We start from the raw sequence: 26,008 nt of genomic DNA, 5'->3' as shown, positions 1-26,008 counted from the left end.
CGATCGCTCAAAATAAACTGAAGCTGTCCTCTGGGACTACTGCGGGGCTTGGCTCTCGGGATATCCAGCAATTATCTCCATTAAGGCTTCGCCTGACTTTGCCTGCATCCGCAACTTGGATTGTTTCGGCTCATTCAAGTGAGGGCGAGAAACGACATCAAGTCATTGCATAATGGCCGATTAAGGTCTAAAACACAGGTGAAAGGTGGCCTTTTCAGTCGCTGCTGGAGACGAGTTCACGGAAGCTTCAAGGAGCCGGATTGAATGAGTGGTAAAAAAAGCAACTCAGCAGATGTCCATACGCCGACCGAATCGATTCTTGAGAGTATTTCCGATGGCGTATTCACCGTCGATCTGGAATGGCGGATCACCTCCTTTAACCGGGCCGCCGAGGAAATTACCGGGGTTTCGCGCCGGGAGGCGATCGGGCAGCTCTGTTCGGAAGTTTTTCGCTCCAGCATGTGCGGTGCGGGTTGCCCGCTGAACAAAACTCTGCAGACTGGCAAACCGGCCATTGGCATTTCCGGCTACATCATTGACTCGGAAGGCAACCGTATTCCCACCAGTATTTCTACTGCGGTGCTGCGGGACGCAGATAATCGAGTGATCGGTGGTGCGGAAACCTTCCGTGACCTGTCGGAGGTCGAGGCATTACGCCAGGAGTTAGAGGAGAAGTCTCGGGTCGGCGACCTGACCAGTCGTAGCCCGTTGATGCAACGGGTTTTCGAAGTCTTGCCCGCAATCGCCGCCAGCCCCAGCACGGTTCTTGTTCTCGGTGAAACCGGGACGGGAAAAGAATTGGTAGCGCGGACCATCCATGCGCTCAGTCCGCGTAATCAGGGGCCGTTCATCGCGGTTAACTGTGGGGCGCTACCCGATACCCTGTTGGAATCGGAGCTGTTCGGCCATAAAGCTGGGGCTTTTACCGGCGCGCAAAAAGATAAGCCGGGACGCTTTGCCCTGGCCAAGGGGGGGACCCTCTTTCTCGATGAAATTGGCGAGGTCAGCCCCGCTCTGCAGGTCCGGTTGCTGAGAGTGTTGCAGGAACGCACCTATGAGCCGCTGGGGGCGACCCGCTCAGAGTCTGCAGATGTGCGGATTATCGTCGCGACCAATAAAGACCTGACCGAACAGGTTAAGCAGGGGCTGTTCCGGGAAGATCTCTACTACCGGGTTAACGTGGTGCGCGTTGAACTGCCGCCGCTGCGCCGCCGTAAAGAGGATATCCCCCTGCTGGCGGAACAGTTTGTCGCCCGTTTTAATCACTTGCAGCAGAAAGCGATTACGGGAATCGCCCCGGAAGCCTTTTCCCTGTTGATCGCCTACCACTGGCCGGGAAATATCCGCGAACTTGAAAATGCGATCGAGCGGGCATTTATTCTCTGCAGTGATGGACTGATCGATATAGCCCACCTGCCGACCGAGCTGACCGCCCGTTATGCCAAGCCGGTCGGCGACGCTGATCTGCGCACTGCCCGCGCAGCGCTTGACGAGCAAGCGATCCACGCTGCCCTCGAACGGAACGCCTTTAACCGGCTGGCCGCAGCGCGGGATCTAGGTATCCACAAGACCACCCTTTTCCGCAGAATGAAGAAGCTGGGGATCCCCCTTCCAGAGCAGGACGGCCGCGGCCGTCGCAAGTCAGAAGAGTAGCTCTCACGCACCCACTGGTGATGGCCTATGGGTGCATATGCGCTACTCTGGGTCTCGCAAGAAATCCTTCCCTGTTTTAAAAAAATCATAAATTCCAGATTGTTATAACTCATTTTCGCAAGCTTGAATAGTTGGCGCTTCTCTTGCTCTTTATCTTCAGCAGGAAGAGGAGGAGAGATTGTCGATGAAGACAGCATTCTCATATTGGGGCAACCGGATCGCGCCGGTCTTCGACACCACCGGCGAGATCCAGATTATTGAAGCCGAGTCCGGACTGGTTGTCAGGCGGGTAGATAAAACTCTCGCCGAAGTGGTTCCGGTTCAGAGGGCGCTTCATCTGCAGGATCTTGGGATCGGTACTTTGGTCTGTGGTGCCATTTCCCGGCCGCTGCACGGTTTGATCGTGGCCTACGGAATTGAGGTGGTGCCTTTCGTTGCCGGTGAACTGGATGAGGTTATCCAGGCGTGGTTAGGCAATCGGTTGGAAACGGGAACTTTTATCATGCCGGGGTGCCGGGGACGGGGCGATTTACCGGGACGGTCCGGAGTAAAAAGAGAGGATGACAGGATGAACGGACAAGGACGCGGCAGAGCCGGCAAAGGGTGTGGACAAAATCAGGCAAGCGGAGGACCGGGTAGAGGGCGCATGGGTGGTTCGGTGATGGCAGGTGCCGTCGGTAACTGCCTCTGTCCCAACTGTGGATACAGTGAAGCGCACGAACGGCGAATTCCCTGCGGACAGAAAAGTTGCCCGCAGTGCGGCACGACCATGGCCCGGCAATAACAATAAATTTTAGAAAGAGGAGGACAGAATTATGCCAGGAAGAGACCGAACGGGACCGCAAGGAATAGGAGCGATGACCGGACGAGGCAGCGGTTATTGTAACGGAAACCGGGGCGCGGGCTACGCCGATTCGACTCCACAACCGTTGAGTGGCTGGGGGATACGGGGAGGCCGTAACTGTGGTGGCGGCGGTCGCGGGCGGCGCAACATGTTTTACGCCACCGGCCAACCGGGCTGGATGCGCTCCGATTGGGATTGCAGCCCTACTCCAGAACAGGAGTCGCAGGCCCTTAAGAATCAGGCCGAGGCGCTGGAGTCCGAGTTGAAGCTGGTCAACCAGCGGCTGGCTGAATTCGAAAGCACTGACAAAGCAGAATAAGCGCGGTCCGGTTAAGGAGGAGATTTCGATGAAGATTGCATTTACCACCTCGGGGGCCAGCTTGGCCGCCCCACTGGACCGTCGCTTTGGACGGGCGCCGAAATTTTTGATCTATGATCTGGAGCAGGCCAGCTACGAAGCGATCGACAACCGGCAGAACAGGGACGCGGCACAAGGGGCCGGAATCCAGTCTGCGGAATCGGTTGTCCGTTCGGGAGCCGAGGTACTGGTGACCGGGCATTGTGGGCCGAAAGCCTTCCGGGTGTTGCAGGCGGCCGGGATCAAGGTTTTTAACAGCGCTGCCAATACCGTCGCCGAAGCGCTCCAACATTACTGGGCGGGTGAGCTGCGTGAGGCCCAATCAGCCGATGTCGAGAGTCACTGGGTATGAGCCGCAGCGGGAGTCCTGACATAGGTTGCCAGCCATGAATCTCGCGGTCGCATCAGGCAAGGGAGGAACCGGCAAAACAACAGTATCTTTAAACCTGGCCCGGACCCTCGGTCGCGAGGTGCAGCTGCTCGACTGCGATGTCGAAGAGCCGAACTGCCACCTGTTTCTCGAAGGCGCGCTGCTTGGCGAAGAGGCTGTGAATATCCCGGTCCCGGAAGTGGACGAAGGGCGTTGCAATGGCTGCGGTGAATGCGGCCGATTCTGTGAATTTCACGCCATCGTTTCCTTTGGCAGCAAGCCGCTTATCTTTCCCGAAATGTGCCATGGCTGCGGTGGGTGTACAAAGCTCTGTCCACAAAAGGCGATTCACGAGGTCGAACAGCGCATCGGCACAGTCTCAACCATGCGCTCAGGAAACATCAAACTGATCCAGGGGCGGATGGATGTTGGTGTGGCGATGGCTCCGCCGCTGATCCGGGCAGTCAAGGAGAGGTTGGATCCGGCGCTCCACGTAATTCTCGATGCACCGCCCGGAACCTCCTGTCCGGTTATTTCCACCCTGCACGGGAGCGATGTTGTACTGCTGGTAACCGAACCGACCCCTTTCGGGCTGAACGACCTCAAGCTTGCTGTGGATATGGTGCGGGAACTCGAAATTCCGTTTGGCGTGGTGGTCAACCGGATGGGGGTAGGCGACGACCGGGTCCAAGTTTTCTGTCGCCAGGTAAAAATTCCCCTTCTGCTGGAAATTCCCGAAGACCGTCGAATTGCCGAAGGCTATTCTCAGGGGAAACTGATCGTCGATTTTTTGCCGGAATACCGGGAAATTTTCCAGGAGTTGATCGAGAAAGCCACGAATTTGAAGAAAGGGTGAAGCATGTCGAGTAAAAACAGCAGCGGCTATCTCTCTATCTATGGGCCGGTTCCATCACGGCGTCTGGGGCGGTCGCTCGGGATCGACTTGGTGCCATTTAAAACCTGTACCTACGACTGCATCTATTGCCAATTGGGACGGACCACCAACAAGACCCTTGATCGGAAGAGTTATCGACCGGTCGAAACAATTTTGGCTGAACTGGAGCGGAAGCTGGCCACAACGGAGCGGCCGGACTACATCAGCCTAGCGGGTTCCGGGGAGCCGACACTGAACGCCGATATCGGCACCTTGATCGAAAAAATCAAAAAAATCACCGATATCCCCGTGGCAGTGTTAACCAACGGGTCTTTGCTCTGGATGAAAGAGGTTCAGGATGATCTGCAGTTAGCGGATCTGGTTGTTCCTTCGCTGGACGCTGGAACCGCGGGGCTGTTCCATTGCGTGAACCGGCCGCACGAAGATCTTCCCTTCGAACGGATGGTCGATGGCTTGATCGCCTTCAGCTCCGGTTTTCGCGGAGAAATCTGGCTGGAAGTACTGCTTTTGGCCGGAGTTACCGGAATGGTCGCCGAAGTTAGCAAGATTGCCGAAATCGCCAAAAATATTGGGCCGACCAAGGTCCAGCTGAACAGCGTCGACCGACCGCCGGTGGAAAGCTTTGTGTTTCCGGTCAGAAAAACTCAAATGCTTACCTTTAAGGCTTTATTCCAAGGCCTGACCGAGGTCATCAGTGAGCCTGAACCGCAGGTTGCGGAGCTTTCAGGCCGGTTCCCGGTGCGGGAGTCTGACATCCTTGCGTTGCTCAGCCGGCGACCCTGTACTGCGGAGGTCGTGGCCAATGGCGTCGGCTTCCATGGCATGGAAGGTCTCAAGCATCTGGCCGCGCTGGTTAAAGCGAAAAAATTGACCACTGTGCTGGTTGACGGGCGGCTCTTTTACACTGTTAGCGGGCTACCGCAGCTGGTGAAGAAGGAAATGACCGGATGAAGGAACTTGTCATTATAAGTGGCAAAGGAGGAACAGGAAAAACCAGCGTGACCGCATCTTTTGCCGTCCTGGCTGGGTCGCTGGTGGTTGCCGATTGCGATGTCGATGCGGCGGATTTGCATCTGCTGCTTGCTCCCGAACTGCAAGAAGAACATGAATTCCGCAGCGGCCACGAGGCGGTTATTCGACCGGATGTTTGCCGCGGCTGTGGCTGTTGTCAGGAAAACTGCCGGTTCGATGCCGTGCTAAAGAGCGAGGAAAGGGGCACTTACCGCGTCGATCCCATAGCCTGTGAGGGCTGCGGCCTCTGCGTCCGGCTCTGCCCGGAGGAGGCGATCGAATTTCCCGAGCGACTCTGTGGTCGCTGGATGCGCTCGCAGACCCGTATTGGGCCTATGGTGCACGCCAGGCTGGGTGTTGCAGCGGAAAACTCCGGCAAACTGGTCTCCACCGTCCGTGAAGAGGCGCGTAGAATCGCAGAGGCAGAGCAGCGGCCGCTGGTGATCGTCGACGGTCCGCCCGGTATCGGCTGTCCGGTTATCGCTTCACTGACCGGCGCTTCGCTGGTGCTGGCGGTCACCGAGCCGACCCTCTCCGGTGAACATGATCTGGAGCGAGTACTTTCTCTGGCGCGCCATTTCAAGCTCCCGGTGGCTGTCTGTGTCAACAAGTGGGATCTCAACCGGGAGCAGACCGAACGGATAGAAGCTCTGGCCGAACGGGTTGGGGCTCAGGTGGTCGGACGGATTCGTTATGACCGGGCGGTGACTCTGGCCCAGTTGCAGGAACGGGCGGTGGTTGAGCTCGACGCTGCCTGCGGAGAGGATATCCGCAATATCTGGCAACAGCTCGAAAAGCAGCTGGGCACTCTACAGTGAACACAGCTAAATAAATCAACAGGAGGAAACAGGGACATGGAAACAAGTGAATTGGAAACAGGTGAATTGGAAACAGGTGAATTGGAAGGTTATTCCGCCATCGCCCGCGAGTACGCGACCAATCCGCGTAACCGCGGGCCGCTGGAGTTCTTCGACAGCTATGGGCGGGTGACCGGCCCCTGTGGCGAAACCATGGAATTCTGGTTGGTCGTGCAGAATGGCATCCTGAAAAAAGCCACTTTCGACACCAACGGTTGCGAGCCATCACGCGCCTGCGGCAGCATGCTCACCATGCTGGCACAAGGTGAACCGATGAAAGAGGTGAAGGCACTGCAGCCGCTGAATATTCTCAACGCTCTTGGTGAAATACCGGCGGAAGGGGAACATTGTGCCACGCTGGCCATCAATACTTTGCTTAAAGCCTGTAAGGATTACCAACAGCAGCAGGGGGCAGCCTGTTCATCCAATCGCATCAGTGTTGAACCGGTGGAAAAAATCGATGAACAGCAGAAACTCCAGTCCCGGATGAGTCGGATTCAGCACAAGGTTGCGGTGTTGTCCGGTAAGGGCGGGGTCGGAAAAAGCACCGTAGCGGTCAACCTGGCGATGGCGCTGAGAAGTTTGGGCAAGCGGGTCGGACTGCTCGATGTCGATATCCACGGGCCGAGCGTTCCGACCATGCTTGGTCTCGAAGGCCAGCGGTTGAAGACCTGTGCCGATGGCCTGCTGCCGATAGAGCTGGATGGCCTGAAGGTGATGTCGGTCGGTTTCTTGCTGCGCAGCCAAGATGATGCTGTCATCTGGCGCGGGCCGCGGAAGATGGGGGTGATAGAACAGTTTCTCAAGGACGTGGTCTGGGGCGATCTGGACTATCTGATCATCGATTCCCCTCCCGGTACTGGCGACGAGCCGTTGTCGGTCTGTCAACTGATCGGCGGCATGGACGGTGCGGTGATTGTAACCACGCCGCAGAAAGTGGCCGCAGTCGATGTCCGTAAATCGATCACCTTCTGTCGGCAGCTTGAAGTTCCGATCCTCGGCGTGGTGGAAAACATGAACGGTTTTGTCTGTCCCAAGTGCGGTGAAATTACCCAGATTCTCCCTTCCGGAGGCGGGCCACGTATCGCCACGGACATGCAGGTGCCTTTCCTTGGCTCGCTTCCGATCGATCCTTTGGTCGCAGCAGCCGGGGACAGTGGTCTGCCATTTGTTCGTCATTATGCCGACTCCCCCACGGCGGAGATTATGCGGGAGCTGGTTCTACCCCTGGTAGAACTGAGCGCGAGGCCATTAGTGAAAGCCGAAAACCAATAGATCTAACAGGAGGATAGAGGGATGAAGATAGCGATTCCACTGGCAGAGGGAAAACTTGCCATGCATTTCGGGCACTGCGAACGCTTTGCCCTGGTAGATGTTGACCCGGAGGAGAAGAAGATCATCAAACAGCAAGAGGTTATTCCCCCTCCACATGAACCGGGGCTGTTGCCGCCCTGGCTGGCAAAACAGGGGGCCAAAATTATTATTGCCGGAGGGATGGGGCAACGCGCCCAGGCCCTGTTCGCTCAGCAGGGCATCCAGGTATTGGTTGGTGCACCGGCAGTTTCGTCGGATGGTTTGGTCAATGATTACCTCGACGGAACCCTGCAGATGGGGATCAACTTCTGTGATCACTGAAACAATTATCATCGCTCGGAGAGTCACATGAAATGGCCCAGCTAGAGGTTTTTTGGGCAAAAGCGGATTTTCAAACTAATGCCCGGTTTATTCCGGGCTGAAACGACTACTGATGCCGTACTTTTGCAGTTTGCGGGCCACGGTCGGTTGGCTCATGCCGAGCGCGTCGGCAATCAGTTGCTGTTTCCGGTGGCGCTTGCTGGCGTCGATCAGCACGATCCGCTCGACACTCTCCAGAATCTGCGCCATATCCATCTCTGGCGGCCAGTTGCCGAGCGGCAAGCGTTCCTGGTCGCCTGCGCCGCTGACGATGGTTTGCGGCAGATCGTTCACATCGAGCAGATCAGTCTCCGACATCACCACCAGCCGTTCGCAGATATTCATCAATTCACGCACATTGCCCGGGAAAGGGTAGCTGGCCAGAGTGTCGAGTGCGGCCCGGGTCATGCGTTTGCTGCAGTTACTGCGGGCAGAAAAGTGATCGATATAGGAATGGATCAGCGCCGACAGGCATTCCTTGCGTTCGCGCAGCGCCGGAATCGACAGTGGAATGACGCTGAGCCGGTAGTACAGATCGAGGCGGAAGCTTCCGGATTCGACCATTTGCGGCAGATCGCGGTGGGTGGCGGCGAGAATTCTGACATCAACGTGACGATTCTGCGTGCTGCCCAGCCGGGTGATCTGGCCGTCTTCCATAAAGCGCAGCAGCTTGACCTGCGACGATAGCGGCAGTTCGGCGATTTCATCGAGGAAGATGGTGCCACCGTCAGCCATTTCCAGGTGCCCCGGTTTGCTGCCGACGGCACCGGTGAAAGCGCCCTTTTCGTAGCCGAACAGCTCGGCTTCGATGAGGGTTTCGGGGATGGCACCGCAGTTGATTTTGATGATCGGCTGTGCGGCCCGGCGCGAATTTTTGTGGATCAGATCGGCGAACAGCCCCTTGCCGGAACCCGATTCGCCAAGGATCAGCACCGTTGAGTCGACCCCGCTGACCTTGAGCGCCTGCTTGAGGGCCTTGACCATGCAGGGGCTTTTGGCGATGATCGGTTGGGTTTTTAACTGTTCCTGCTGTAGTTCCAATACTTGGTGGCGGAACTGGTCGCCAAGCGCCTGCTGTTCCTCAAGCTGGCGTTGCAGACGATCCATCTCGGTAATGTCCCGTTCGCTGACCACCACCCGGATCAATTCCCCGGCGTCATCAAACACCGGAGTCGCGGTGGAGATCAGCTTGCGGCCGTGGCGATTCTCTTGGAGTAAACTGACCAGCTGGCGTTTTTTTATCGCTTCCAACGCAGCCGACGGGAGGATCAGCAGACCTTTTTCGGCGGCCTCCAGATAGTCGCGGCCGACCAACTGGCTGGCCACGGCATTGTTGATCCGTTCTGATGCCGGATTGACGCGCAGGATTCGGCCCTTGCCGTCGCAGACGAACAGGCCATCGGACGAGGAATCGATGATGGCATCATGTTCCCAGGTCAGTTCCTGAATGGTTCTGTTCATGCCTCCACCTTTGCCCGATTGTGCGTAGCTAGTGTGACATCAAGACCGGCACGGTCATGTACTCAAGCAGGTAGCGGCCGACTTCGCCGAGGCTTTGGTGGCCGCGGCGATATTGGGCGAAGGCTCCCATAACCAACAGATCGATCCCTTCATCAGCGCAGCGATTGAGCAGCATGTCGCCGATCTTCAAGTCCCCGGTGACATGCTTTTCACACGACAGCGGCAGCTCATAGCGGGCCAGGTGGGCACAAATGTCGGCATCATGGGCTTCGTAGGCTTCATCACCGTGTTGCCCCTGGATGGTCATCACTTGAACATGCTTGGCTTTGCGTAACAGCGGCATTGAATCGTGCAAGGCACGGGATGATTCTGGTCCGCCGCGCCAGGCGAGCATCACCTGCTTGCCAAAATGGTTGAACTCTCCGACATAGGGAACCACCAGCACCGGACGGCCGCAGCCGAGTACCGCCGTTTCCGGAAGATTGGGGGGGATAGTGCGGTCAGAGATTTCATAGTCGGTCTGGCTGACCACCAGCAGGTCACGATAGTGGGCGTGTAAATTGAGGGCGTGTGGCAGGTCAAGGCCGGTTTCGACGCTGTTTATGCAAATCCATTCTGCTTCCAGTCCGGCAGCGGCAATCGCCTGCTCAAAATTCTGTTTCGCTGATTCGGCCAGCTGCTGAGGGTTCGTATGGTGTGAGGCGTAGTAGGGGTGTGGAATAACGTAAAGGCCAGTCAGCCGGGAGCCTTGCCGTTTGGCCAGTTGAATGGCGACCTTCAGTCGCGATTGGCAGGTCGAACGATTGTCGATATGGACCAGAATGTCTTTAAGATTCATTTGTTTACTCCTGTAGGGGCGTGGCACGGCCTCGCCCGGGCGACCCAGCGGGTCGCCCCTACAAAATCTAATGTTTCTTACCCAGGTAGGCTTCCTGCACCTTCTCCGAAGCCAGCAGTTCTTCCGAGGTGCCAGAGAGGGCGATTTTGCCGACATCGAGCACATAGCCACGATCGGCCAGTTTCAGCGCCGCCTTGGCGTTCTGCTCGACCAGCAGCACAGTAACGCCGCTCTTGGCGATCTCCTTGATCTGTTTGAAGATCGCTTTGACCAGGATCGGCGCGATCCCAAGGGAGGGCTCATCGAGCAGCAGCATTTCCGGCTTGCTCATCAGCGCCCGGCCGATCGCCAGCATCTGCTGCTCACCGCCGGAGAGGGTTCCAGCCAACTGCTTGCGCCGCTCTTTGAGGCGCGGAAACAGTTGGTAAACCCATTCCAGAACGTCGTGGTCCATTTTTTTCTGTGAGAAGGCCCCGAGCATCAGGTTCTCTTCAACGGTCAGGACGCCGAACACCCGACGCCCTTCCGGCGAATGGCTGATGCCCAGCTTGACGATCTTGTGCGCCGGGGTCTTGGTCAGATCAATCCCCTTGAACATGATCGAACCGGACTTGGCTTTGAGCAGTTGGCTGATGGTGCGCATGGTGGTGGTTTTGCCGGCCCCGTTAGCACCCAAGATGGTGACGATTTCACCTTTATGCACTTCGAGGGAAATCCCCTTGATGGCGGCAATGCTGCCGTAGGAGACTTCCAGATCCTTTATTGCAAACAAGACGTCATTACTCATCGTCATCATCCTCACTTCCCAGATAGGCCTCGATGACCGCCGGATTCTTCTGAATTTCTTCCGGGGTGCCCTCGGCGATTTTCTTGCCGAAGTTGATGACCGTCAGGTAGTCGGTCACTTCCATGACCATATCCATGTCGTGCTCAATCAGCAGGACCGTGACCCCCTTGTCGCGGATCTTGAAGATCGTATCGAGCAGCACCAGAGTCTCCTTGTCGTTGAGCCCGGCGGCCGGTTCGTCAAGGATTAGCAGAGTCGGTTCAACGGCCATGGCGCGGGCCATCTCGACCCGCCGCTGGATGCCGTAGGGGAGTGAGCCGACCGGGGTGGCGGCAAACTCGCTCAGCTTGAAGAAATCGAGCTGTTCTTCAACCTTCTGCCAGTTCTCCAGCTCATCCCGTTTCTTTCCCGGGGTGGGGATGATGCCATGCCAGAGCTTCTGTTTGCTCTTGATGTGACGGCCGCTCATGATGTTCTCGGCGACCGACATCTGGGAAAAAAGGCGGATGGTCTGAAAGGTGCGGACAATGCCACGATCGACAATCTGGTAGGGGGTCAGACCGCGGATCTCTTCGCCGCGCCAGAGAACCGAACCCTCCTCCGATTTGTAGATGCCGGTGATGCAGTTGAAGACAGTGGTTTTACCCGCTCCGTTCGGGCCGATGATGCCGTAGATCTGGCCATCCTCGACCTTGAAGCTGAGCGCGTCGACGGCGGTCAATCCCCCGAAGCGCTTGGTGACGTCGGTCAATATCAGTTCATTAGGCGCCATGGTTGTTTTCCTTGATCAAGAACTTGGGGATTTTACCGAAGGTGGCCGGGACGATACCGCGCGGGCGCAGGATCATCGATGCGATCATCGCGAAACCGAAGATGAAGTAACGCCAGGTGGCGAACTCGCGGAAGATCTCCGGCAGCACGAACATCACAAACACCCCGAGCAGAATACCCGGTACCGATGAGCCACCGACCAGAACGATACTGAAGAACAGCACTGACTGGATAAATTCAAACGCTTCCGGGCTGACCGCCGAATACTGGGTCGCAAACACGGTACCGGCCAATCCAGCGATTCCGGCACCAAGACCGAAGGCGAAGATTTTATAGACGCGGGTGTTAATGCCGATACTTTCAGCCGCCAACTGATCTTCACGCAGATAGTGCAAAGCGCGTCCGACTTTGCTCTTTGCCAGGTTATGCATGACCCAGAGCGTGATCAACAGTACGGCAAAAGCGAAGTAATAGACCGAAACCTGACTGGCCAGTTGCCAACCGAACAGGCTCAGGGAATCGAGGCCAAAGATGCCGTTCGGACCGCCTGTCACCCCACCCAGGTTATTCTGCACCACCTGGACGAAGACGATGTTGAAACCGATGGTCACCACCAGCAGATAATCGCCACGCAGGTGAACGATCGGTCCTGCCAGCAGAACGCCGAAGATTGCCGGGATCAGGATCGCCAGCGGCACGGTTGCCAGTATCGACCAGCCATACTGCGAATTGAGAATAGCAGTAATGTAGGCACCCATACCGAAAAACAGGGCCTGCCCCATGTTGAACATGCCCGCTTTACCGAGGATGATATCCTGCGACAGAGCGACCACGGTAAAGACCAGAAAGGTGATCGCCACCGCCTGCCAGCGAGAATCCAGAACATGCGGCAGGATAGCCATGACGACAAAGAAAATCGGATAAGCATAAGGTTCTAGTTTCTTCATCAGACTTTCTCCGCAACCCGCTCACCGAGGATACCGGTGGGGCGGACGATAAGAATCAGGATTAACAGGATAAAGGTAAAGGCATCGGCCCAGGTGCTGGAAACATAGCCTTCGATAAAGGCTTTGAATAGACCGAGCAGCATGCCGCCGAGCATTGCACCGGGGATGTTGCCGATGCCGCCCAGAATTGCGGCGATGAAGGCGTAAAGGCCATACTGCCAACCCATGTTGAAAGTGATGCCGCGGTAGTAAAGACCAATAAACAGGCCGCCAACGGCACCCAAAGAGGACCCGATGATAAAGATCAGGGCGATGATGTTGTTGACGTTGATGCCCATCAGTCGGGCCGCATCCTGATCGATAGAGGCCGCGCGGATCGCTGCGCCGATGCGGGTCTTTTCGACAAACAGGTAGAGGGCAACCATCAGCACCAGCGAGAGTCCCAGGATGATCACCTGGATCAAGCTGATCACAACGCCGCCGAGATCCCAGTAGACTTGCGGCACCAGTTCCGGGAAGATGCGCATCCGCGGACCCCAGATCAGCATGATCCCGTTTTGGATAACCAGCGAGGCGCCGAGGGCGGAAACCACCGCCGATAGTCGCGGCGCTTCACGTAGCGGCCGGTAAGCAACCCGTTCCAGGATGACGCCGATCGCTGCCATGCAAATTGCCGAGAGCAGGAAGATGGCGATGACCGCACCTAAGGAGACCGCCTGTCCCAGCACCTGGGTATAAATGGTCAAACCGACGAAAGCTGAGGCCGCGACCATATCACCATGGGCAAAGTTGATCAGGCGCATGACGCCATAGACCATGGTGTAGCCGAGCGCGACCAGGGCGAACATGCTGCCGATGGTCAGGCCGTTAGCTAACTGTTGCAGAAAAATATCCATAAAACTTATCTCCAGCGGTTGGTGAACAAGCTGCCAAGCAAAAGCCAGGCGAGGACAACGCTGTCCTCATCTCGCGCCTGAGGGGCAGGGGACGGGCGACACGATTCGGGCGACCCAGCGGGTCGCCCCTACGCTGGGTTTGAAACATTTCTGTAGGGGCGAGTCGGTGACTCGCCCGGATGATAGCGTTTACGTTTTAGGGGAAAAAAGGGGCGGGGAAATGACAATCTCCCCCGCCCCTTAGCTCGAATCAGGCGTTCTTACTGAACGTATTCGTTGGAATAGGATCCGTCAGCCTGAATCTTTTTGACCACATAGGCGCCGCCTTTGCGGTTGCCGTCCTTAGCGAAAGCGATCGAACCGGTGATTCCTTCCAGTGGCTCGGTCATGTTGTGCAGGTAGTCGGCTGCTTTTTTGGTGTCGAAGCCCTTGGTCTGCTCCATGGCGTGGATGATGGCACGCATGCCGTCGATGTTCATCAGACCCCAGATCGAAGGTGGCATCTCGCCATATTTTTTCTGGTAATCAGCAATGAAGGACTTGGCGATCGGGGTTGGTAGCGCAGCAGGCTCAGGAACGTTGACGATGAATGCGCCTGTCGCTGCGGAACCGGCCAACTTGACAAAGTCCGGGTTGTCGTTGGCGTCGCCACCGTAGAAGTCTGCTTTGATGGCAAGAGCCATCTGCTGGGAACGAAGCAAACCACCGTCGGAGTAGTAGCCGGCGAAGAAGATTGCATCAGGTCTTTTTGATTTGATGTTGGTCAGCACCGGGGTGAAGTTCTGCGAGTCAGCCTTGATCTTGTCGCGGGACACCACGTTGCCGCCCATTTTTTTAATCGCCGCTTCGGTGGCATTCGCCAGGCCGTCAGCGTAGGTCGAGAAGTCAGAAATAACGACGATGCGCTGGTACTTTTTAACGTTGACCAGATAGTTGGCGACGAATTCTGCTTCTGCGCTGTTCGGGAAGGAGTTACGCAGGAAAGTCCAGTAGCCCCCCTCGGTCAAACTGTCGGCGGTACCGTCGGAAGTCTGCAGGACGCCAGCCTTAAAGTAGGTTTTTTGGGCGGCTTGAGCGCAGGTCGAAGTGTAGGAGCCGATAACCATTTTGACCTCTTTGTTGACCAGATCTTTGGCGCAGATAGCGGCGGCCATTGCGGTGCCCTGGTCATCACAGACGATAACTTCGATTTGCTTACCCATAACGCCGCCTTTGGCGTTGATCTGTTCTGCCAGCAGGCGGACACCGTTTTCAATGCCCTGGCCTTCGTTGGCGTAGCTGCCAGTGATCGGGGCCTGCACGCCGACCTTGAGGGTTCCACCATGGCTGTCGGCGAAAGCCGGAATGGCAAGTAAGGAGATGGCCACCAGGGCCAGCATCATTTTTCCGATTTTCATTGTTTTTCCTCCGTCAATGTAAAGGGGTGACCGATCCGTACTTACAGAAGTACGGAATACAATTACTTCACTGTAGCAAGCTGCCTGAGGCGAAGTCGAAAAAGAAGTATAGCCAAACCAAACGTTGTTTTGGCGAAATAGATTGCTTTGCTGTGTCTTCGGCCAACCCCATAGTTGACTTAACCGGTGCCACGCAACATCTGGATCAGGGCATGGCGGGCAATGTTGGGATTTTCCTTTAGCCGTCGGCGTGAATAGGGCATCCAAGACTCGCCATAGGGCAGATAGACACGCAGACGATGTCCAGCATCAAGTAAAATTTGGCGCAGCTCCGGGTCGACGCCGAGCAGCATCTGAAATTCGTACTGATCTTTATTGAGTCCGTACTTGTCGATCAGGCGCAATGCTTCAAAAACCAGTTTCTCGTCATGGGTGGCGATACCGACGTAGGCACCATGTTTGAACATCCGCTCGAGGCATTCGACAAAACTCTGGTTGATGGTCTCCGGATCTTTCCAGGCGGCGGTCCGCGGTTCGTTGTAGATCCCTTTGCACAGGCGATAGTGCATCGGGGCATCGCTTAAATCGTCAATGTCCTGCGGGGTGCGGCGCAAGTAAGACTGAACCACGACGCCGACGTTTTTCGGAAATTCTTCGCGTAAGCGGCGGTAGAAGTCGAGGGTCTGGTCGGTACACTCGATATCTTCCATATCGATACGCACGAAGTTGTCCAACTCTGCTGCTTTGACAACGATTTCGCGGATATTCTCGTAGGCAAAATCCGCGTCGAGCAGCATCCCCATCTGGGTCGGTTTGAGCGACAGGTTGCCGTCGAGGTTTTCGCGGTGGATGGTTTCGAGGATTTCCAGGCACTGTTTTTTGAAGAATTCCGCTTCGTCCTTGGTTTTGATGAACTCGCCGAGGATGTCGACGGTCAGCATCATCCCCTGTTCATTCAGTTTGCGACCGACCAGAACCGCGTCGCTGAGTTGCTCTCCGGCGATATAACCTTTGGCAAAGAAACCGACAATAGGACCCGGAATGTGCATGATGGTTTTTGAAACCAGAAAATTGAAGATGGACATGGCTGCTCCGTTTCTGTTTTTGGGCTAAGTCGACGGCAGGGGGGACGTTCCCCCCTGCCGGTTTGAAGTTAATTGACTTATTCCTCATCCATGAACGGGTATTCAAAGTTCTCCGCTGCGTCGTAGGTTTCCTTGATGGTCCGCATCGAGGTCCAGCGCAGCAGGTTGAGCGGTGAGCCGGCCTTGTCGTTGGTTCCCGAGGCACGGGCCCCGCCGAAAGGTTGTTGGCCAACGACGGCGCCGGTCGGCTTGTCGTTGATGTAGAAGTTGCCGGCGGCGTTCTGCAGTTTGTCCATCGCCAAGCTGACCGCCGTTCGTTCGGTAGCGAAGACCGCGCCGGTCAGTGCGTACGGCGAGGTCTGGTCGCAGGTATCGAGCACCTGCTCGAATTCCTCGTCCGGGTAGACGTAAATGGTCATCACCGGGCCGAAGATCTCCTCTTCCATGGTGCGGAAGTTGGGGGTCTTGGCGAGGATCACGGTCGGCTCGATGAAGTAACCGACGCTGTCGTCGTAGTTGCCACCGATGATGACTTCGGCATCAGCCGACTCTTTGGCGTAGTCGATGTGCTCGGTGATGCTATCGAAAGCAGCGCGGTCGATGACGGCAGAAAAGAAGTTGCGGAAGTCAGTGGTCGGACCCGGTTTGATTTTAGCGATGTCGGTTTCCAGCTCCTTGCGCAGGGCATCCCACATGCCGGCCGGGATGTAGGCACGTGAGGCAGCCGAACATTTCTGTCCCTGATACTCAAAGGCCCCGCGGATGATGCCGGTCGCCACCTTGCGCAGGTTGGCCGATTTGTGCACGACAATGAAGTCCTTGCCGCCGGTCTCGCCGACGAGCCGTGGGTAGGACTTGTAGCCGGCGATATTCTTGCCGATGGTCTGCCACATGTTCTGGAAAACGCCGGTTGAGCCGGTGAAGTGGACACCGCCAAGGTCGCGGTGCGGCAGGCAGATGTCTCCGATTTGCCGACCGGATCCGGGGATAAAGTTGATAACACCGTCCGGCATGCCGGCTTCCTTGAGGATCTGCATCAGCAGGTACGGGGTGTAGACGCAACTCGAAGCGGGCTTCAGCAGCACAGTATTGCCCATGATCGCCGGGGCGGTCGGCAGGTTGCCGGCAATGGCGGTGAAGTTAAACGGAGCAATCGCCAGCACGAAGCCTTCCAGCGGTCGCTGTTGTACATAGTTCCAGATGCCGGTCGGTGAGATCGGCGGCTGATCGTTGTAGATCTGTTGGGCGAAGTAAACGTTGAAGCGCAAGAAGTCGATCAGCTCACAGGCGGCATCGATCTCGGCCTGGAAGGCGGTCTTGCCGGTGCTCAGCATGCTGGCGGCGTTCATCTGATAGCGATACTTGCCGGCCAACAGTTCAGCAGCCTTGAGGAAGATGGCCGCCCGTTCTTCCCAGCGCAGTGCTTCCCATTCCGGTTTGGCATCCATGGCCGCCTGAACCGCCATTTCAATTTCGGCTTCACCGGCCATATGGTATTCGGCTAACACGTGGCTGTGATTATGCGGTATCACCACCTGGCCGATCTTGCCGGTGCGGACTTCCTTGCCGCCGATGATCAGGGGGATCTCAATCTTTTTTGCCGCGAGCTCAGCAAGGGCTGCTTTTAGCTTGGCCCGTTCGGGGGAACCTGGGGCATAGGAGTAAACCGGTTCGTTGCCCGGGACTGGAACTTTGATGACAGCGTTGTTAAGAAGGTTCATTGGTTGTCCTCTTTTCTGTTGGTTTGTCCCGGCATTTATTCAGCCGCGCATGTCGGGAAAGGTATGGGTACAGCCAAGAGCAAGGAGGGTGCCAAACTCTGTTTTATTGTACAGAACGGGCTTGGGCAGAATTGCTGTTTAGCGATTATAGCAGCTATTTTACGAGTTTTTTTCTTGCTAGCCGAAGACGGATTGTTTTTTTAATGCTGCTGAGGGGAGGGACTGTGCGGCGACTTTGATCTCTGGGTTTATGCATTCGTGCATAGTAGCCACGGCTGGCTATTGTTCGTCGGTAGTCGGTTGGGCGGTTCTCTGGATGGGCTTTAGCTCAAGCCGTGCCGTTTCAGTTTGCGGGCGATGGTTGACTGGTTGACCCCGAGGGCTGCTGCCACCTCCGTCTGGTTGCTAAAGCGCTGCCTGGCGGTTTCCAGAATGCTTTTTTCCACCCGCTCAAGCGCATCCTGCAGGCTCAGCCCTGCTGGCCAGTTGAGGTTGCTGAAATCGAGACTGTCGTTGCGGGTGCCGACCTGGGCAGGCAGGTCGGGTAGGTCAATCAGCTCGGTTTCACTCATGACGACCAGCCGTTCACAGATGTTCATCAATTCCCGGACGTTGCCTGGATAAGGGTAGGCGGTCAGGGCATCGAGAGCAGCACGTGTCAAACGTTTGGGGATACCGGTTTGATGACTGAATTGATCGATGTAGTGCCTGATCAGCGGCACGATGCAGTCGTGTCGTTCGCGTACCGCCGGCACCTGGATCGGGATCACGTTGAGACGATAGTAGAGATCGAGGCGGAAGAGGCCCTGCTCAACCATTTCTTCCAGGTTACGGTGGGTGGCGGCCAGAACCCGGACGTCGACATTCTTGCTGCTGGTGCTGCCCAGGCGAGTGATGCGGCCATCTTCTAAAAAGCGCAGCAGCTTTACTTGTGATGGAAGCGGCAGTTCCGCAATTTCGTCAAGGAACAGGGTGCCGCCGTCGGCCAGTTCAAAGTGGCCTGGTTTCCCGTTCGTCTGGGCACCGGTGAAGGCGCCCTTTTCGTAGCCGAACAGTTCCGCTTCGATCAGTGATTCCGGGATGGCACCGCAGTTAATTTTGATCAGTGGGCTGGCTTTGCGGCGTGAATTTTTATGGATCAGGTCAGCAACCAGCCCCTTACCGACCCCCGATTCGCCGAGCACCAAAACCGAGGAGTCGACGCTGGCTACGCGGATCGCCTGCTGCAGGGCGCGCATCATGGCCGGGCTGCGGGCGATAATCTTCTGTGCGTCCAGTTCGGCATGTTGCATGGCCAGCATCTGCTCGCGGAACTGATCGCGGATCGCCGCCTGTTCCTCCAGTTCACGCTGCAGCGTATCTATTTCGGTGATGTCCCGTTCGCTGACCACGACGCGAATCAGGTCCCCGCCATCATCCAGGACGGGGGTCGCTATTGAGATCAGTTTGCGGCCATCCTTATTTTGCAGCAAGCTGACCCGTTCTTTACTCTGGCTGGCCTCCAAGGCCGCAGACCGGTCGATAAAGCCAGCGCTGATCAGCTCCCGCATATTGCGGCCGACCAGCTGGTCGGCGGGCAACTGGTGGATCCGTTCCGAGGCGGGATTGACGCGGATAACGTTGGCGTTAGCGTCACAGACGAACAGTCCGTCTGACGAGGAGTCGATGATCGTATCCAACTCGCGGGAGAGGGTTTGGAAGGAGGTGAGATTGCGGGTCATCGATTCCAGTTGCTGGCTGTCGACCAGGGTGCAGACGGCCCCCTGGATTTCCCCCTCGATCAGCAGCGGATTGATGTCGACCAGAAATTCTGCGTTCGCGAGGTGTAAAGAGATCGTTTGTTGCGGGATCTGGGCAGCAAGGATTTTTTCTATCTGCGGCCAGAAATCGGGAAACTCCGTCGCCAGGTTGCTGCCGACAGCAATGTTCAGGCGTTGTTTCGCCTGTTTGCTGATATTGGTGATTACCCCTAGCTGATCCACACTTATGATGACGCGCGCAGTGGCGTCGAGCAGAGCGTTCAGGAGATTGTTGTTTGTATCCATCTATTCTCCGGGGTGAAAGTGAAGATATTGCATTATATGCGCAAATGCATTGAGTATGCAATATGGAATACTGGTGGGTTGTGCAGAAGAGCAGACGTCAGGCAGATCAATTCACAAAACAATAAATTTAGTTTTTGTAGACTCTCTATCGACTGGTCAGTAGATTTCCCCATAGAGGTAGTTGGTAGTTTTGAAGCAAGAAAATGGCCCCCCTGTGTCCAGGCGACTTTTTCACCATCCGCCCTCGCTAGCAGGCGTGATTGCCTGTGGTATGAGCCTGACTCATCCTGAGTTTTTCAGATAATATTATTATATCTAACGATTATTTTTCTTATCCACCCCATTAAGACAAAGAATAGTTCAATATTATCAACTACCTATTGGGTCTTGTTCGCTTCTGTTCGGTTCTTTGCATCGCCAGAGGTGTATTTCTTCCGTATACAATGTCCAGCTTTGAAAAAGTCCTTATCTAGCTTAGTCAATCTTTATATCTTAATAAGTTCAGTATCTTGGGTCCTGTTCCTCGGTTTTGTTTCAACCTTGGCACGATCACTGCTGTATAGGAAAGACAAGAATAACGAAACCAAGACAGGTTCTTCCAATGATAAACATGGAGGTCGTCATGAAAAAAAGTCTACGTAACGCTCTTATCGCCCTGTTCGCTTCTTCAACATCTGCTTTTGCTGCTGGGACCGCAAGTACGGAAAGCGGATTGCTGCTCTCCTTGTTCATCGGCTTCTTTGCTTTGATTCTAGTGTGTCAGTTGGTGCCAGCCACCCTGATGTTCATCGGTATGGTTAAAGGGCTTCTCAGCGGCAAAACTCAGGTTCATTACTAGCGTTCAGATTGCTGAAATGTTGCGGAGAAAGGCTGAAGTTATGCAAGGGCTACTGATTGCAAATAAAAACCAGGAAGAAAGAGATCAGTTGGCTGGCATTTTCAGTGATGATGCTTATCACATCACCTCTACCGATTCCGTCACTAGTGGGCTGGAAGGGGTTCTCAACAAGACGATTCAGGTGATCGTGCTCGCAGGTGAATATGATGAGCAGCAGATCGTAAAGCTGGTTCCGTTACTGAAGAAATGTAATCGACATCTTTCGATTATCCTGGTGACCGATGATATCCCGCTCACTCTTATGCGCCGGATTCGTAAAGCGGGGATTTTCTATCATGCGCTCTCCCCTGAAGGAGAAGCGGGCCGAAAAGAGATTCATCAGGCAGTAAATTGTGCTTTTAAAACCTATCAGGCGAATATCAATACGCCCAAAACTATATCCAAGGAGAATACTATGTTGAACGTAAAATCGATCTTCACTACCCTGACTCTGATTCTTATGTCCGTTCCAGCCATGGCTGCTGACACCAGCAAAGTCTATAACAGTGGCATCCTGGTTCTGTTGTTTGTCGGTTTCTGTGCCCTGCTGGTTGTTGCACAACTGCTCCCGGCGGTTATGAATCTGTTTGGCATGACGAAAGAGGCAGCCAAGAATGCTTCGAGCAAAAAGATGCAAACTGCTGGCGCTAAAAAGCACTAGTCATATCCCAACCTGATCTGGCTGGGTAATATTCTGGCTGAGTGGTCACGTAATTAATATCTAGACCAGTATTGCAGTGCAAAAAAAAGACTTCAGGAAAGCCCCGGTTAATTATTGAACCGGGGCTTTTTATCTTCCAGCAATCGGGAAAGTTTCCTTTGCTACTTGTCCTCGCGGAGAGGCCCCAGGGGGAAATGAAAGCCCCCTCCCTGCTTGAGTAAAAAAAGGCCCGGTTGAATCATTTCAGATTCAAGACCGGGCCTAAATTTATCTGGACAGGTTGCGGCTAATGGCCGACAACTTCCGCCTTGGTGGTCAGGATCGGTCGCGGCGTATCTTTTGTCCCTGGTGGAAGAATCGGATGGACGACTTCCGGCATCTCCCCATTCAAACTTTCAAGAAAGACCGAAATCTTCTCGCTTTCCTCTCTTGTCAGTTCAATCCCCAGTTGCGATGAGCCCATAATGCTGACCGCAGACTCCATACTCCAGATCTTGCCTGAGTGGAAATAGGGTTGGGTCAAGGCGAGATTACGTAGCGCAGGAGCACGGAACACGTATTTGTCACTGGCGGTATTGGATAGTTGGAATCGACCAAAATCATCGACGGGACGCACTTCGCTATTCGGAGCCTCCACCAGCCCGAATGGGTAGTAGCCCTGGCCACCTAGATTCACGCCGCTATGACAGCTGTCACAACTCTTTTCAAGGTACAGTTCCAGTCCCTGCTTCTGCTCAGCACTCAACGCCGTTTCATCACCGCGCAGATAACGATCAAAAGTAGAATTTGGGGTGATCAAGGTGGCCTCAAATGCCTCAATTGCTTTGGCCATGTTGTCAAAGGTGAGAGCCTCTTTCGCGTTGGGGAAGGAAGCTTTAAACAACGTCACATAACCGGGAATACTGTTCAGGGTCACCAATACCTGCTCCGGGGTATTGTTCATCTCCACTGAAGCCTGCACCGGACCTTTGGCCTGTTCCGCTAAGTCCTTGGCACGACCGTCCCAGAATTGCGCCAAGTTAAAGACTGCATTATGTACGGTTGGCGCATTGCGTGGCCCCTTTTGCCAACCATGACCGACCGAGGTCTCCTGTAGATCGACACCGGCCAGTCCGACATTATGGCAGGTCTGGCAGCTGATTAATTGAGAGGATGAGAGGCGAGGGTCAAAATAGAGCATTCTTCCCAGCTCGATCTTTTCCGGGGTCAAGGGGTTGTTCTCCAGTGCCGGAGGATGTTGCGGTATCGGCTCAAATATGGTTTGACTCTGCTTCAGTAAACTCTCTTTGGCCCAGATTGGATTGCAGAAAAATACGAAGACAACGCAACAGATCAAAATTCGACTTAGCATTACATGCTCCTTTTTTGTTTGTCCCGCGCGATCAACGGTAGGTTGCAGTGAAACTTTAATGAGTATAGATGCTCCAAAAGGGCTGTCAAAGGGGGGGCTGTGGAAAAGTTAGGTTGCAGTGTTGATTCGTAAATTCGGTTTGACACAGCTTCCTTCCTGCTTTGGAAATGTGTAATTTTTTAGGATCGAAATCCGCTTTATAAATCGGCTGGTGACACAGGGGGGGCAATAAATTCCCTCTTCCAAGAAAGGCCCATGATGACCAGATTATGGGCCTTTCGCGTATTAAATGGGTGGATTATCTGACCGTCAGTGACCCGGCAAAAGTCCTTTAGATATGTAAAAGCCTTATTTGGCAAGACTGTTCACGCGCACCCGACCCATTCGACCAATCTGTCCTTAATTGTTTCAACGGGTAATTTCAAATGGATAGCTGCGGGTTACGGAATCGCTGGCGACCAGGATGGTGACCGTTTCGATGCTGCCACTGAACATCTGCTTGAAGTTGATGGCGTTGCCCTCTTGTTGCCAGGTGGCTCCCGCTTCGCGCAACGGTTCGTCCTGCTGATTGACGGCGCGGATGCTTAACAGCTCTGAGAGTCTGCCCTGAAAGTTCAAGGCGATGCCGCCGTCAGATAATGTTTTCAGCGTCAGGGACTTGCCTGCGATCTGTAGGGTCTTGCCGATATCTCCTCGATTGAGGTGCAGGGTTTTGATGCCGAGCGGCAGGTTCAGCACCAGCTGACCACTGATGCTGCTGATCTGCTCCGGCCGGGTTCCCTGCTTCAGGTAAACATTGCGAATGCCGCCGTAGCCGTCTGAAAGCGCTTGCTCGGGAATGATGTCAATCCAATGAAAGGCCGAGTTTTCGAAGCTGTGCTGGTTGTCGTAGCGGTTCTGCGCTTCGCCGTCCAGCACGTTGTCGATCAGAATTCGGGTCGAGCGACGATGCGACAGGGCCAGGTTGGGCAGGTCCGTGAGATGTAACTTCAGCCACAGATGCGGCTCTAGATCATCGTTCCAGAAATGTTCCGCCGAGAGGGTTGCCGGACCGATATTGACTCCTTGCCGGGGAGTTTCTCGTTGTTGTGTGCTGAGCAGCCGGTCGTAGTCGGTAAGCGTCAGGGGCTCGGGGGGCGGCAGCCTGAGTTGCGGCAGAGGTTGTTCTGCTTGGTTGAGCAGGTGAGTCGGGTCAGAGCCTAATATGCCGGAAATAATCTCCGAGCTTTGTTTTGTCAGCGCGGCCGGGGACAGAAACGGCTGGTTATTGATAAAAAACAACAGCGCCGGGATCAGCATCCAGCCGAGCAGTGCTGTGCTCAAGGGAAGCCACTGCGTCGTTGGCTTTGGTGGCGTGGCTTGCTGCTGGCAGCGCTGCAAATCCCTGTAGAGCTGAAAATAGTAAAACAGACAGAAGGGGACGAGGAGGAGTGTAAAGGAAAAATTGAAAGACGCCCCGATCACCGGCAGTCGGGCAGTGAGGGCCGCAATCGTCAAGGTCCCCAGCAGCAGGAGTAGGGTCCGGGTGAAAACCTGCCACCAATGGCCGCGGACCAGTTGCCGACTTTTTCCCAACGCCTGTAAACCACCGCCCCCTTCTTCGGTGAGGATAAAAAGACTGAAGCAGAACCAGACGCTAAAGATGATCCCTGGAACGATGAGGAGCAGGGAGCCGCCGGCGACGATCAGTCCGAGCAGCAAAGCGAAACCGGTAAATTTCCACAGCTGGCGGCATCCCTGTCGCAGCGAGTCAAAGACGCCGAAATCCTGATTGCAGATGTGGGCAAACAGGCTGGCCGTCATCCAGCCGCTGCCGAGGATCGCGTAGCCGGTGCCAATTGCCACGGCGCTCCAGGCGAGTAAGCGATTGTCCATTGTCATCTGTGGCAAAAAAAGTGCAACGAACAGCAGTGGGGTGAGAATCAGCAGACTGATGAACAGGTAGATACACAGCACGCCCCAGCCCCGCTGGCAGAATGACTCCCAACTGTCGGTCAGCAGTTTGCCGACCCCGGTCAGTTGTCTTACTGTAGCAACGTTCGCGGCAGGCGGAGTTGTTTCTCCATGTTTAAGGCGGAAGGCGCGCCGACAACGGCGGCAGTTGACGCTGGCCCGTTTATCTGCTCGGCGATTATTGGGGATCTCACGCGGGAGCCCACAGTGGGGGCAGGTAATGCGCTGTTGCAGGGGGGGCTTTTCCGTGGTTGTTATCTGCCGGTAGGGCGCAGGATCGAAATTAAAGGATTGGCTGCACTGCGGGCACCGGGCTTCCGTCGGACGAAGCGGTAGCTTTTCCTGGGGAGTGTTGCGCCTGGCGCCGCAATGCGGACAGGTAATAATCGGCATGTGTCGGCCCTGTATTTAATTGAGATTAGAGCGATTCCCAGAATTCTGCGGCTTCTTTCCAGCGTAGCGCCTCATCCATGTCCTGCGGGACCCCGGTCCCCGTTGAGTACATAATACCGAGGCAGTATTGGGCTTTGGTGTGTCCTTGATCGGCGGCTTTGGTCAGCCATTTTTTCCCCTCTAAGGCGTCCCGTTTGATCCCCTTGCCATTGAGATACATAACGCCGAGATTGTACTGGGCATCGGCATTTCCAGATTTGGCGGCCTCAAACCACCAGTGATAGGCCAGTTGTAGATCTTGCGGTGTGCCGTTGCCTTTTGCATAATGATGGGCGAGGGAGACCTGGGCGCGGTGGTGGCCGCGGGTCGCCGCTTGATTGAGCAACACAACGGCCGAAGTCGGATCGTGAACCTCCTCGTTGCCAGAGCTGAACAGCTTCCCGAGACTATAAATTGCTTCCAGATAATTCTGTTCAGCGGCCTTTTGCAGCCATTTGCGCGCTTCGGAATAGCTTTGCAGAACGCCGGTCCCCTTGGCGTACATCAGGCCTAAGTGAAATTGGGCTGTCGGTAGTCCTTGATCGGCCGCTTGCCTGAGCCATTGTCTGGCCTTGGAGTAGTTTTTTTTCACCCCTTTACCGACCAGGTACATGTGGCCAAGGGTAAATTGGACTTTGGGGTTTCCCTGTTCTGCCGCCAGTCCCCACCAGCGCCGCGCTTCGAGAAAGTCTTTTGGAACGCCGTGGCCTTTGGCGTACATCAGGCCAAGATTATATTGACCGTCGGAAAATTTCTGCTCGGCAGCCAAGCGGAACCACTTGAGTGCTTCATCAAAATCAATCGGCACACCATGCCCTTTTATGTGGGCTTGACCGAGCATGTTCTGTGCTCTGGCATAACCTAATTCGGCTGCCTGGCGGTAATATTTGACCGCTTCGGACTGGTTTTCCGCAATCCCTTTGCCGCTGGCATACATGCGCCCAAGCATGAAGATTGCTTGTGGGTATTTTTCCTGCGCGGCGAGTCGAAACCACTTCATCGCCTCGGCATATGATTTTTCCACACCCTTGCCCTGATAATAGCTCATCCCCAGGCGGTAGTGGGATTGCACCATCCCCGTCATTTGCTGTCCCTTCCCGATGCGCTTTCGTTGGATCCTATCA

General features: G+C 55.3%; 24 protein-coding genes. 11 read left to right on the top strand and 13 right to left on the bottom strand.

Annotated elements, in window-relative coordinates; translation table 11 throughout:
• Positions 1 to 264: 264 nt before the first annotated feature.
• From ACZ5PT_RS02390 to ACZ5PT_RS02350, 9 genes are all read left to right on the top strand, one after another.
• Positions 265 to 1,653, top strand: coding sequence for a sigma-54 interaction domain-containing protein (locus tag ACZ5PT_RS02390; RefSeq protein WP_464265212.1), 1,389 nt, complete (start codon positions 265 to 267; stop codon positions 1,651 to 1,653).
• Between the two features lie 184 nt (positions 1,654 to 1,837).
• Entirely contained in the window at positions 1,838 to 2,437 is a 600-nt protein-coding gene (locus tag ACZ5PT_RS02385; protein WP_464265211.1) for a NifB/NifX family molybdenum-iron cluster-binding protein, read from the top strand.
• Positions 2,438 to 2,468: 31 nt separating this feature from the next.
• Positions 2,469 to 2,816 carry a DUF5320 domain-containing protein gene (locus ACZ5PT_RS02380; protein ID WP_464265210.1) on the top strand — a complete coding sequence of 116 codons (348 nt, stop codon included), beginning with the start codon at positions 2,469 to 2,471 and terminating at the stop codon, positions 2,814 to 2,816.
• Between the two features lie 28 nt (positions 2,817 to 2,844).
• On the top strand, positions 2,845 to 3,207 hold the full coding sequence (locus ACZ5PT_RS02375; protein WP_464265209.1) for a NifB/NifX family molybdenum-iron cluster-binding protein: 363 nt from the start codon (positions 2,845 to 2,847) through the stop codon (positions 3,205 to 3,207).
• Positions 3,208 to 3,241: 34 nt separating this feature from the next.
• Complete coding sequence (locus tag ACZ5PT_RS02370) at positions 3,242 to 4,081, top strand: ATP-binding protein (protein ID WP_464265208.1); 840 nt, start codon at positions 3,242 to 3,244, stop codon at positions 4,079 to 4,081.
• 3 nt (positions 4,082 to 4,084) lie between these two features.
• Entirely contained in the window at positions 4,085 to 5,071 is a 987-nt protein-coding gene (locus ACZ5PT_RS02365; RefSeq protein ID WP_464265207.1) for a radical SAM protein, read from the top strand.
• Positions 5,068 to 5,949 carry an ATP-binding protein gene (locus tag ACZ5PT_RS02360; RefSeq protein WP_464265206.1) on the top strand — a complete coding sequence of 294 codons (882 nt, stop codon included), beginning with the start codon at positions 5,068 to 5,070 and terminating at the stop codon, positions 5,947 to 5,949. Before ACZ5PT_RS02365 ends, ACZ5PT_RS02360 begins: the two co-directional genes overlap by 4 nt.
• A gap of 36 nt (positions 5,950 to 5,985) precedes the next feature.
• Complete coding sequence (locus ACZ5PT_RS02355; RefSeq protein ID WP_464265205.1) at positions 5,986 to 7,263, top strand: P-loop NTPase; 1,278 nt, start codon at positions 5,986 to 5,988, stop codon at positions 7,261 to 7,263.
• A 21-nt stretch (positions 7,264 to 7,284) separates the two neighbouring features.
• The gene (locus ACZ5PT_RS02350; RefSeq protein ID WP_464265204.1) at positions 7,285 to 7,623 is read left to right on the top strand and encodes a NifB/NifX family molybdenum-iron cluster-binding protein; all 339 of its coding nucleotides are present in this window, start codon (positions 7,285 to 7,287) and stop codon (positions 7,621 to 7,623) included.
• Positions 7,624 to 7,710: 87 nt separating this feature from the next.
• Here the strand turns inward: ACZ5PT_RS02350 and ACZ5PT_RS02345 are convergent, their stop codons facing one another.
• The 10 genes from ACZ5PT_RS02345 to ACZ5PT_RS02300 all read right to left on the bottom strand — a co-directional run bounded on the left by ACZ5PT_RS02345 (position 7,711) and on the right by ACZ5PT_RS02300 (position 19,610).
• A complete protein-coding gene (locus ACZ5PT_RS02345) occupies positions 7,711 to 9,123 on the bottom strand; it encodes a sigma-54 interaction domain-containing protein (RefSeq protein WP_464265203.1) in 1,413 nt (470 codons plus the stop codon).
• Between the two features lie 28 nt (positions 9,124 to 9,151).
• Positions 9,152 to 9,961, bottom strand: coding sequence for a universal stress protein (locus ACZ5PT_RS02340; protein ID WP_464265202.1), 810 nt, complete (start codon positions 9,959 to 9,961; stop codon positions 9,152 to 9,154).
• A gap of 67 nt (positions 9,962 to 10,028) precedes the next feature.
• Positions 10,029 to 10,748 carry an ABC transporter ATP-binding protein gene (locus ACZ5PT_RS02335; RefSeq protein WP_464265201.1) on the bottom strand — a complete coding sequence of 240 codons (720 nt, stop codon included), beginning with the start codon at positions 10,746 to 10,748 and terminating at the stop codon, positions 10,029 to 10,031.
• Entirely contained in the window at positions 10,741 to 11,520 is a 780-nt protein-coding gene (locus tag ACZ5PT_RS02330) for an ABC transporter ATP-binding protein (RefSeq protein WP_464265200.1), read from the bottom strand. Before ACZ5PT_RS02330 ends, ACZ5PT_RS02335 begins: the two co-directional genes overlap by 8 nt.
• Positions 11,510 to 12,466, bottom strand: coding sequence for a branched-chain amino acid ABC transporter permease (locus tag ACZ5PT_RS02325; RefSeq protein WP_464265199.1), 957 nt, complete (start codon positions 12,464 to 12,466; stop codon positions 11,510 to 11,512). Before ACZ5PT_RS02325 ends, ACZ5PT_RS02330 begins: the two co-directional genes overlap by 11 nt.
• On the bottom strand, positions 12,466 to 13,362 hold the full coding sequence (locus ACZ5PT_RS02320; protein WP_464265198.1) for a branched-chain amino acid ABC transporter permease: 897 nt from the start codon (positions 13,360 to 13,362) through the stop codon (positions 12,466 to 12,468). Before ACZ5PT_RS02320 ends, ACZ5PT_RS02325 begins: the two co-directional genes overlap by 1 nt.
• A gap of 260 nt (positions 13,363 to 13,622) precedes the next feature.
• Positions 13,623 to 14,759 (bottom strand): branched-chain amino acid ABC transporter substrate-binding protein, encoded by a 1,137-nt coding sequence (locus tag ACZ5PT_RS02315; protein ID WP_464265197.1) that lies wholly within the window; start codon positions 14,757 to 14,759, stop codon positions 13,623 to 13,625.
• Between the two features lie 179 nt (positions 14,760 to 14,938).
• Positions 14,939 to 15,844 (bottom strand): proline dehydrogenase family protein, encoded by a 906-nt coding sequence (locus ACZ5PT_RS02310; protein WP_464265196.1) that lies wholly within the window; start codon positions 15,842 to 15,844, stop codon positions 14,939 to 14,941.
• 77 nt (positions 15,845 to 15,921) lie between these two features.
• Positions 15,922 to 17,565, bottom strand: coding sequence for an L-glutamate gamma-semialdehyde dehydrogenase (gene pruA / locus ACZ5PT_RS02305; protein ID WP_464265195.1), 1,644 nt, complete (start codon positions 17,563 to 17,565; stop codon positions 15,922 to 15,924).
• Positions 17,566 to 17,888: 323 nt separating this feature from the next.
• A complete protein-coding gene (locus ACZ5PT_RS02300; RefSeq protein ID WP_464265194.1) occupies positions 17,889 to 19,610 on the bottom strand; it encodes a sigma-54 interaction domain-containing protein in 1,722 nt (573 codons plus the stop codon).
• 622 nt (positions 19,611 to 20,232) lie between these two features.
• On the opposite strand from ACZ5PT_RS02300, the gene ACZ5PT_RS02295 reads away from it, so the two are divergent.
• Both ACZ5PT_RS02295 and ACZ5PT_RS02290 read left to right on the top strand, forming a co-directional pair.
• Positions 20,233 to 20,448 carry a hypothetical protein gene (locus tag ACZ5PT_RS02295; RefSeq protein WP_464265193.1) on the top strand — a complete coding sequence of 72 codons (216 nt, stop codon included), beginning with the start codon at positions 20,233 to 20,235 and terminating at the stop codon, positions 20,446 to 20,448.
• Between the two features lie 40 nt (positions 20,449 to 20,488).
• On the top strand, positions 20,489 to 21,148 hold the full coding sequence (locus ACZ5PT_RS02290; protein ID WP_464265192.1) for a hypothetical protein: 660 nt from the start codon (positions 20,489 to 20,491) through the stop codon (positions 21,146 to 21,148).
• A 286-nt stretch (positions 21,149 to 21,434) separates the two neighbouring features.
• Here the strand turns inward: ACZ5PT_RS02290 and ACZ5PT_RS02285 are convergent, their stop codons facing one another.
• From ACZ5PT_RS02285 to ACZ5PT_RS02275, 3 genes are all read right to left on the bottom strand, one after another.
• On the bottom strand, positions 21,435 to 22,499 hold the full coding sequence (locus ACZ5PT_RS02285; RefSeq protein WP_464265191.1) for a cytochrome-c peroxidase: 1,065 nt from the start codon (positions 22,497 to 22,499) through the stop codon (positions 21,435 to 21,437).
• Positions 22,500 to 22,907: 408 nt separating this feature from the next.
• Positions 22,908 to 24,845, bottom strand: a complete 1,938-nt coding sequence (locus ACZ5PT_RS02280) for a zinc-ribbon domain-containing protein (RefSeq protein WP_464265190.1) — start codon at positions 24,843 to 24,845, stop codon at positions 22,908 to 22,910.
• Between the two features lie 25 nt (positions 24,846 to 24,870).
• Positions 24,871 to 25,968 (bottom strand): SEL1-like repeat protein, encoded by a 1,098-nt coding sequence (locus ACZ5PT_RS02275; protein WP_464265189.1) that lies wholly within the window; start codon positions 25,966 to 25,968, stop codon positions 24,871 to 24,873.
• Positions 25,969 to 26,008: the final 40 nt, after the last annotated feature.

The organism is Desulfuromusa ferrireducens (assembly GCF_055389805.1).
Note: the sequence above shows the minus strand (reverse complement) of the source record. Positions and strands in the feature narration are given on the sequence as shown.

Coding starts and splice junctions, on each gene's coding strand:
- ACZ5PT_RS02390 (WP_464265212.1), top strand. CDS start 265: ATGAGTGGTAAAAAAAGCAACTCAGCAGATGTCCATACGCCGACCGAA.
- ACZ5PT_RS02385 (WP_464265211.1), top strand. CDS start 1,838: ATGAAGACAGCATTCTCATATTGGGGCAACCGGATCGCGCCGGTCTTC.
- ACZ5PT_RS02380 (WP_464265210.1), top strand. CDS start 2,469: ATGCCAGGAAGAGACCGAACGGGACCGCAAGGAATAGGAGCGATGACC.
- ACZ5PT_RS02375 (WP_464265209.1), top strand. CDS start 2,845: ATGAAGATTGCATTTACCACCTCGGGGGCCAGCTTGGCCGCCCCACTG.
- ACZ5PT_RS02370 (WP_464265208.1), top strand. CDS start 3,242: ATGAATCTCGCGGTCGCATCAGGCAAGGGAGGAACCGGCAAAACAACA.
- ACZ5PT_RS02365 (WP_464265207.1), top strand. CDS start 4,085: ATGTCGAGTAAAAACAGCAGCGGCTATCTCTCTATCTATGGGCCGGTT.
- ACZ5PT_RS02360 (WP_464265206.1), top strand. CDS start 5,068: ATGAAGGAACTTGTCATTATAAGTGGCAAAGGAGGAACAGGAAAAACC.
- ACZ5PT_RS02355 (WP_464265205.1), top strand. CDS start 5,986: ATGGAAACAAGTGAATTGGAAACAGGTGAATTGGAAACAGGTGAATTG.
- ACZ5PT_RS02350 (WP_464265204.1), top strand. CDS start 7,285: ATGAAGATAGCGATTCCACTGGCAGAGGGAAAACTTGCCATGCATTTC.
- ACZ5PT_RS02345 (WP_464265203.1), bottom strand. CDS start 9,123: ATGAACAGAACCATTCAGGAACTGACCTGGGAACATGATGCCATCATC.
- ACZ5PT_RS02340 (WP_464265202.1), bottom strand. CDS start 9,961: ATGAATCTTAAAGACATTCTGGTCCATATCGACAATCGTTCGACCTGC.
- ACZ5PT_RS02335 (WP_464265201.1), bottom strand. CDS start 10,748: ATGAGTAATGACGTCTTGTTTGCAATAAAGGATCTGGAAGTCTCCTAC.
- ACZ5PT_RS02330 (WP_464265200.1), bottom strand. CDS start 11,520: ATGGCGCCTAATGAACTGATATTGACCGACGTCACCAAGCGCTTCGGG.
- ACZ5PT_RS02325 (WP_464265199.1), bottom strand. CDS start 12,466: ATGAAGAAACTAGAACCTTATGCTTATCCGATTTTCTTTGTCGTCATG.
- ACZ5PT_RS02320 (WP_464265198.1), bottom strand. CDS start 13,362: ATGGATATTTTTCTGCAACAGTTAGCTAACGGCCTGACCATCGGCAGC.
- ACZ5PT_RS02315 (WP_464265197.1), bottom strand. CDS start 14,759: ATGAAAATCGGAAAAATGATGCTGGCCCTGGTGGCCATCTCCTTACTT.
- ACZ5PT_RS02310 (WP_464265196.1), bottom strand. CDS start 15,844: ATGTCCATCTTCAATTTTCTGGTTTCAAAAACCATCATGCACATTCCG.
- pruA (WP_464265195.1), bottom strand. CDS start 17,565: ATGAACCTTCTTAACAACGCTGTCATCAAAGTTCCAGTCCCGGGCAAC.
- ACZ5PT_RS02300 (WP_464265194.1), bottom strand. CDS start 19,610: ATGGATACAAACAACAATCTCCTGAACGCTCTGCTCGACGCCACTGCG.
- ACZ5PT_RS02295 (WP_464265193.1), top strand. CDS start 20,233: ATGAAAAAAAGTCTACGTAACGCTCTTATCGCCCTGTTCGCTTCTTCA.
- ACZ5PT_RS02290 (WP_464265192.1), top strand. CDS start 20,489: ATGCAAGGGCTACTGATTGCAAATAAAAACCAGGAAGAAAGAGATCAG.
- ACZ5PT_RS02285 (WP_464265191.1), bottom strand. CDS start 22,499: ATGCTAAGTCGAATTTTGATCTGTTGCGTTGTCTTCGTATTTTTCTGC.
- ACZ5PT_RS02280 (WP_464265190.1), bottom strand. CDS start 24,845: ATGCCGATTATTACCTGTCCGCATTGCGGCGCCAGGCGCAACACTCCC.
- ACZ5PT_RS02275 (WP_464265189.1), bottom strand. CDS start 25,968: ATGACGGGGATGGTGCAATCCCACTACCGCCTGGGGATGAGCTATTAT.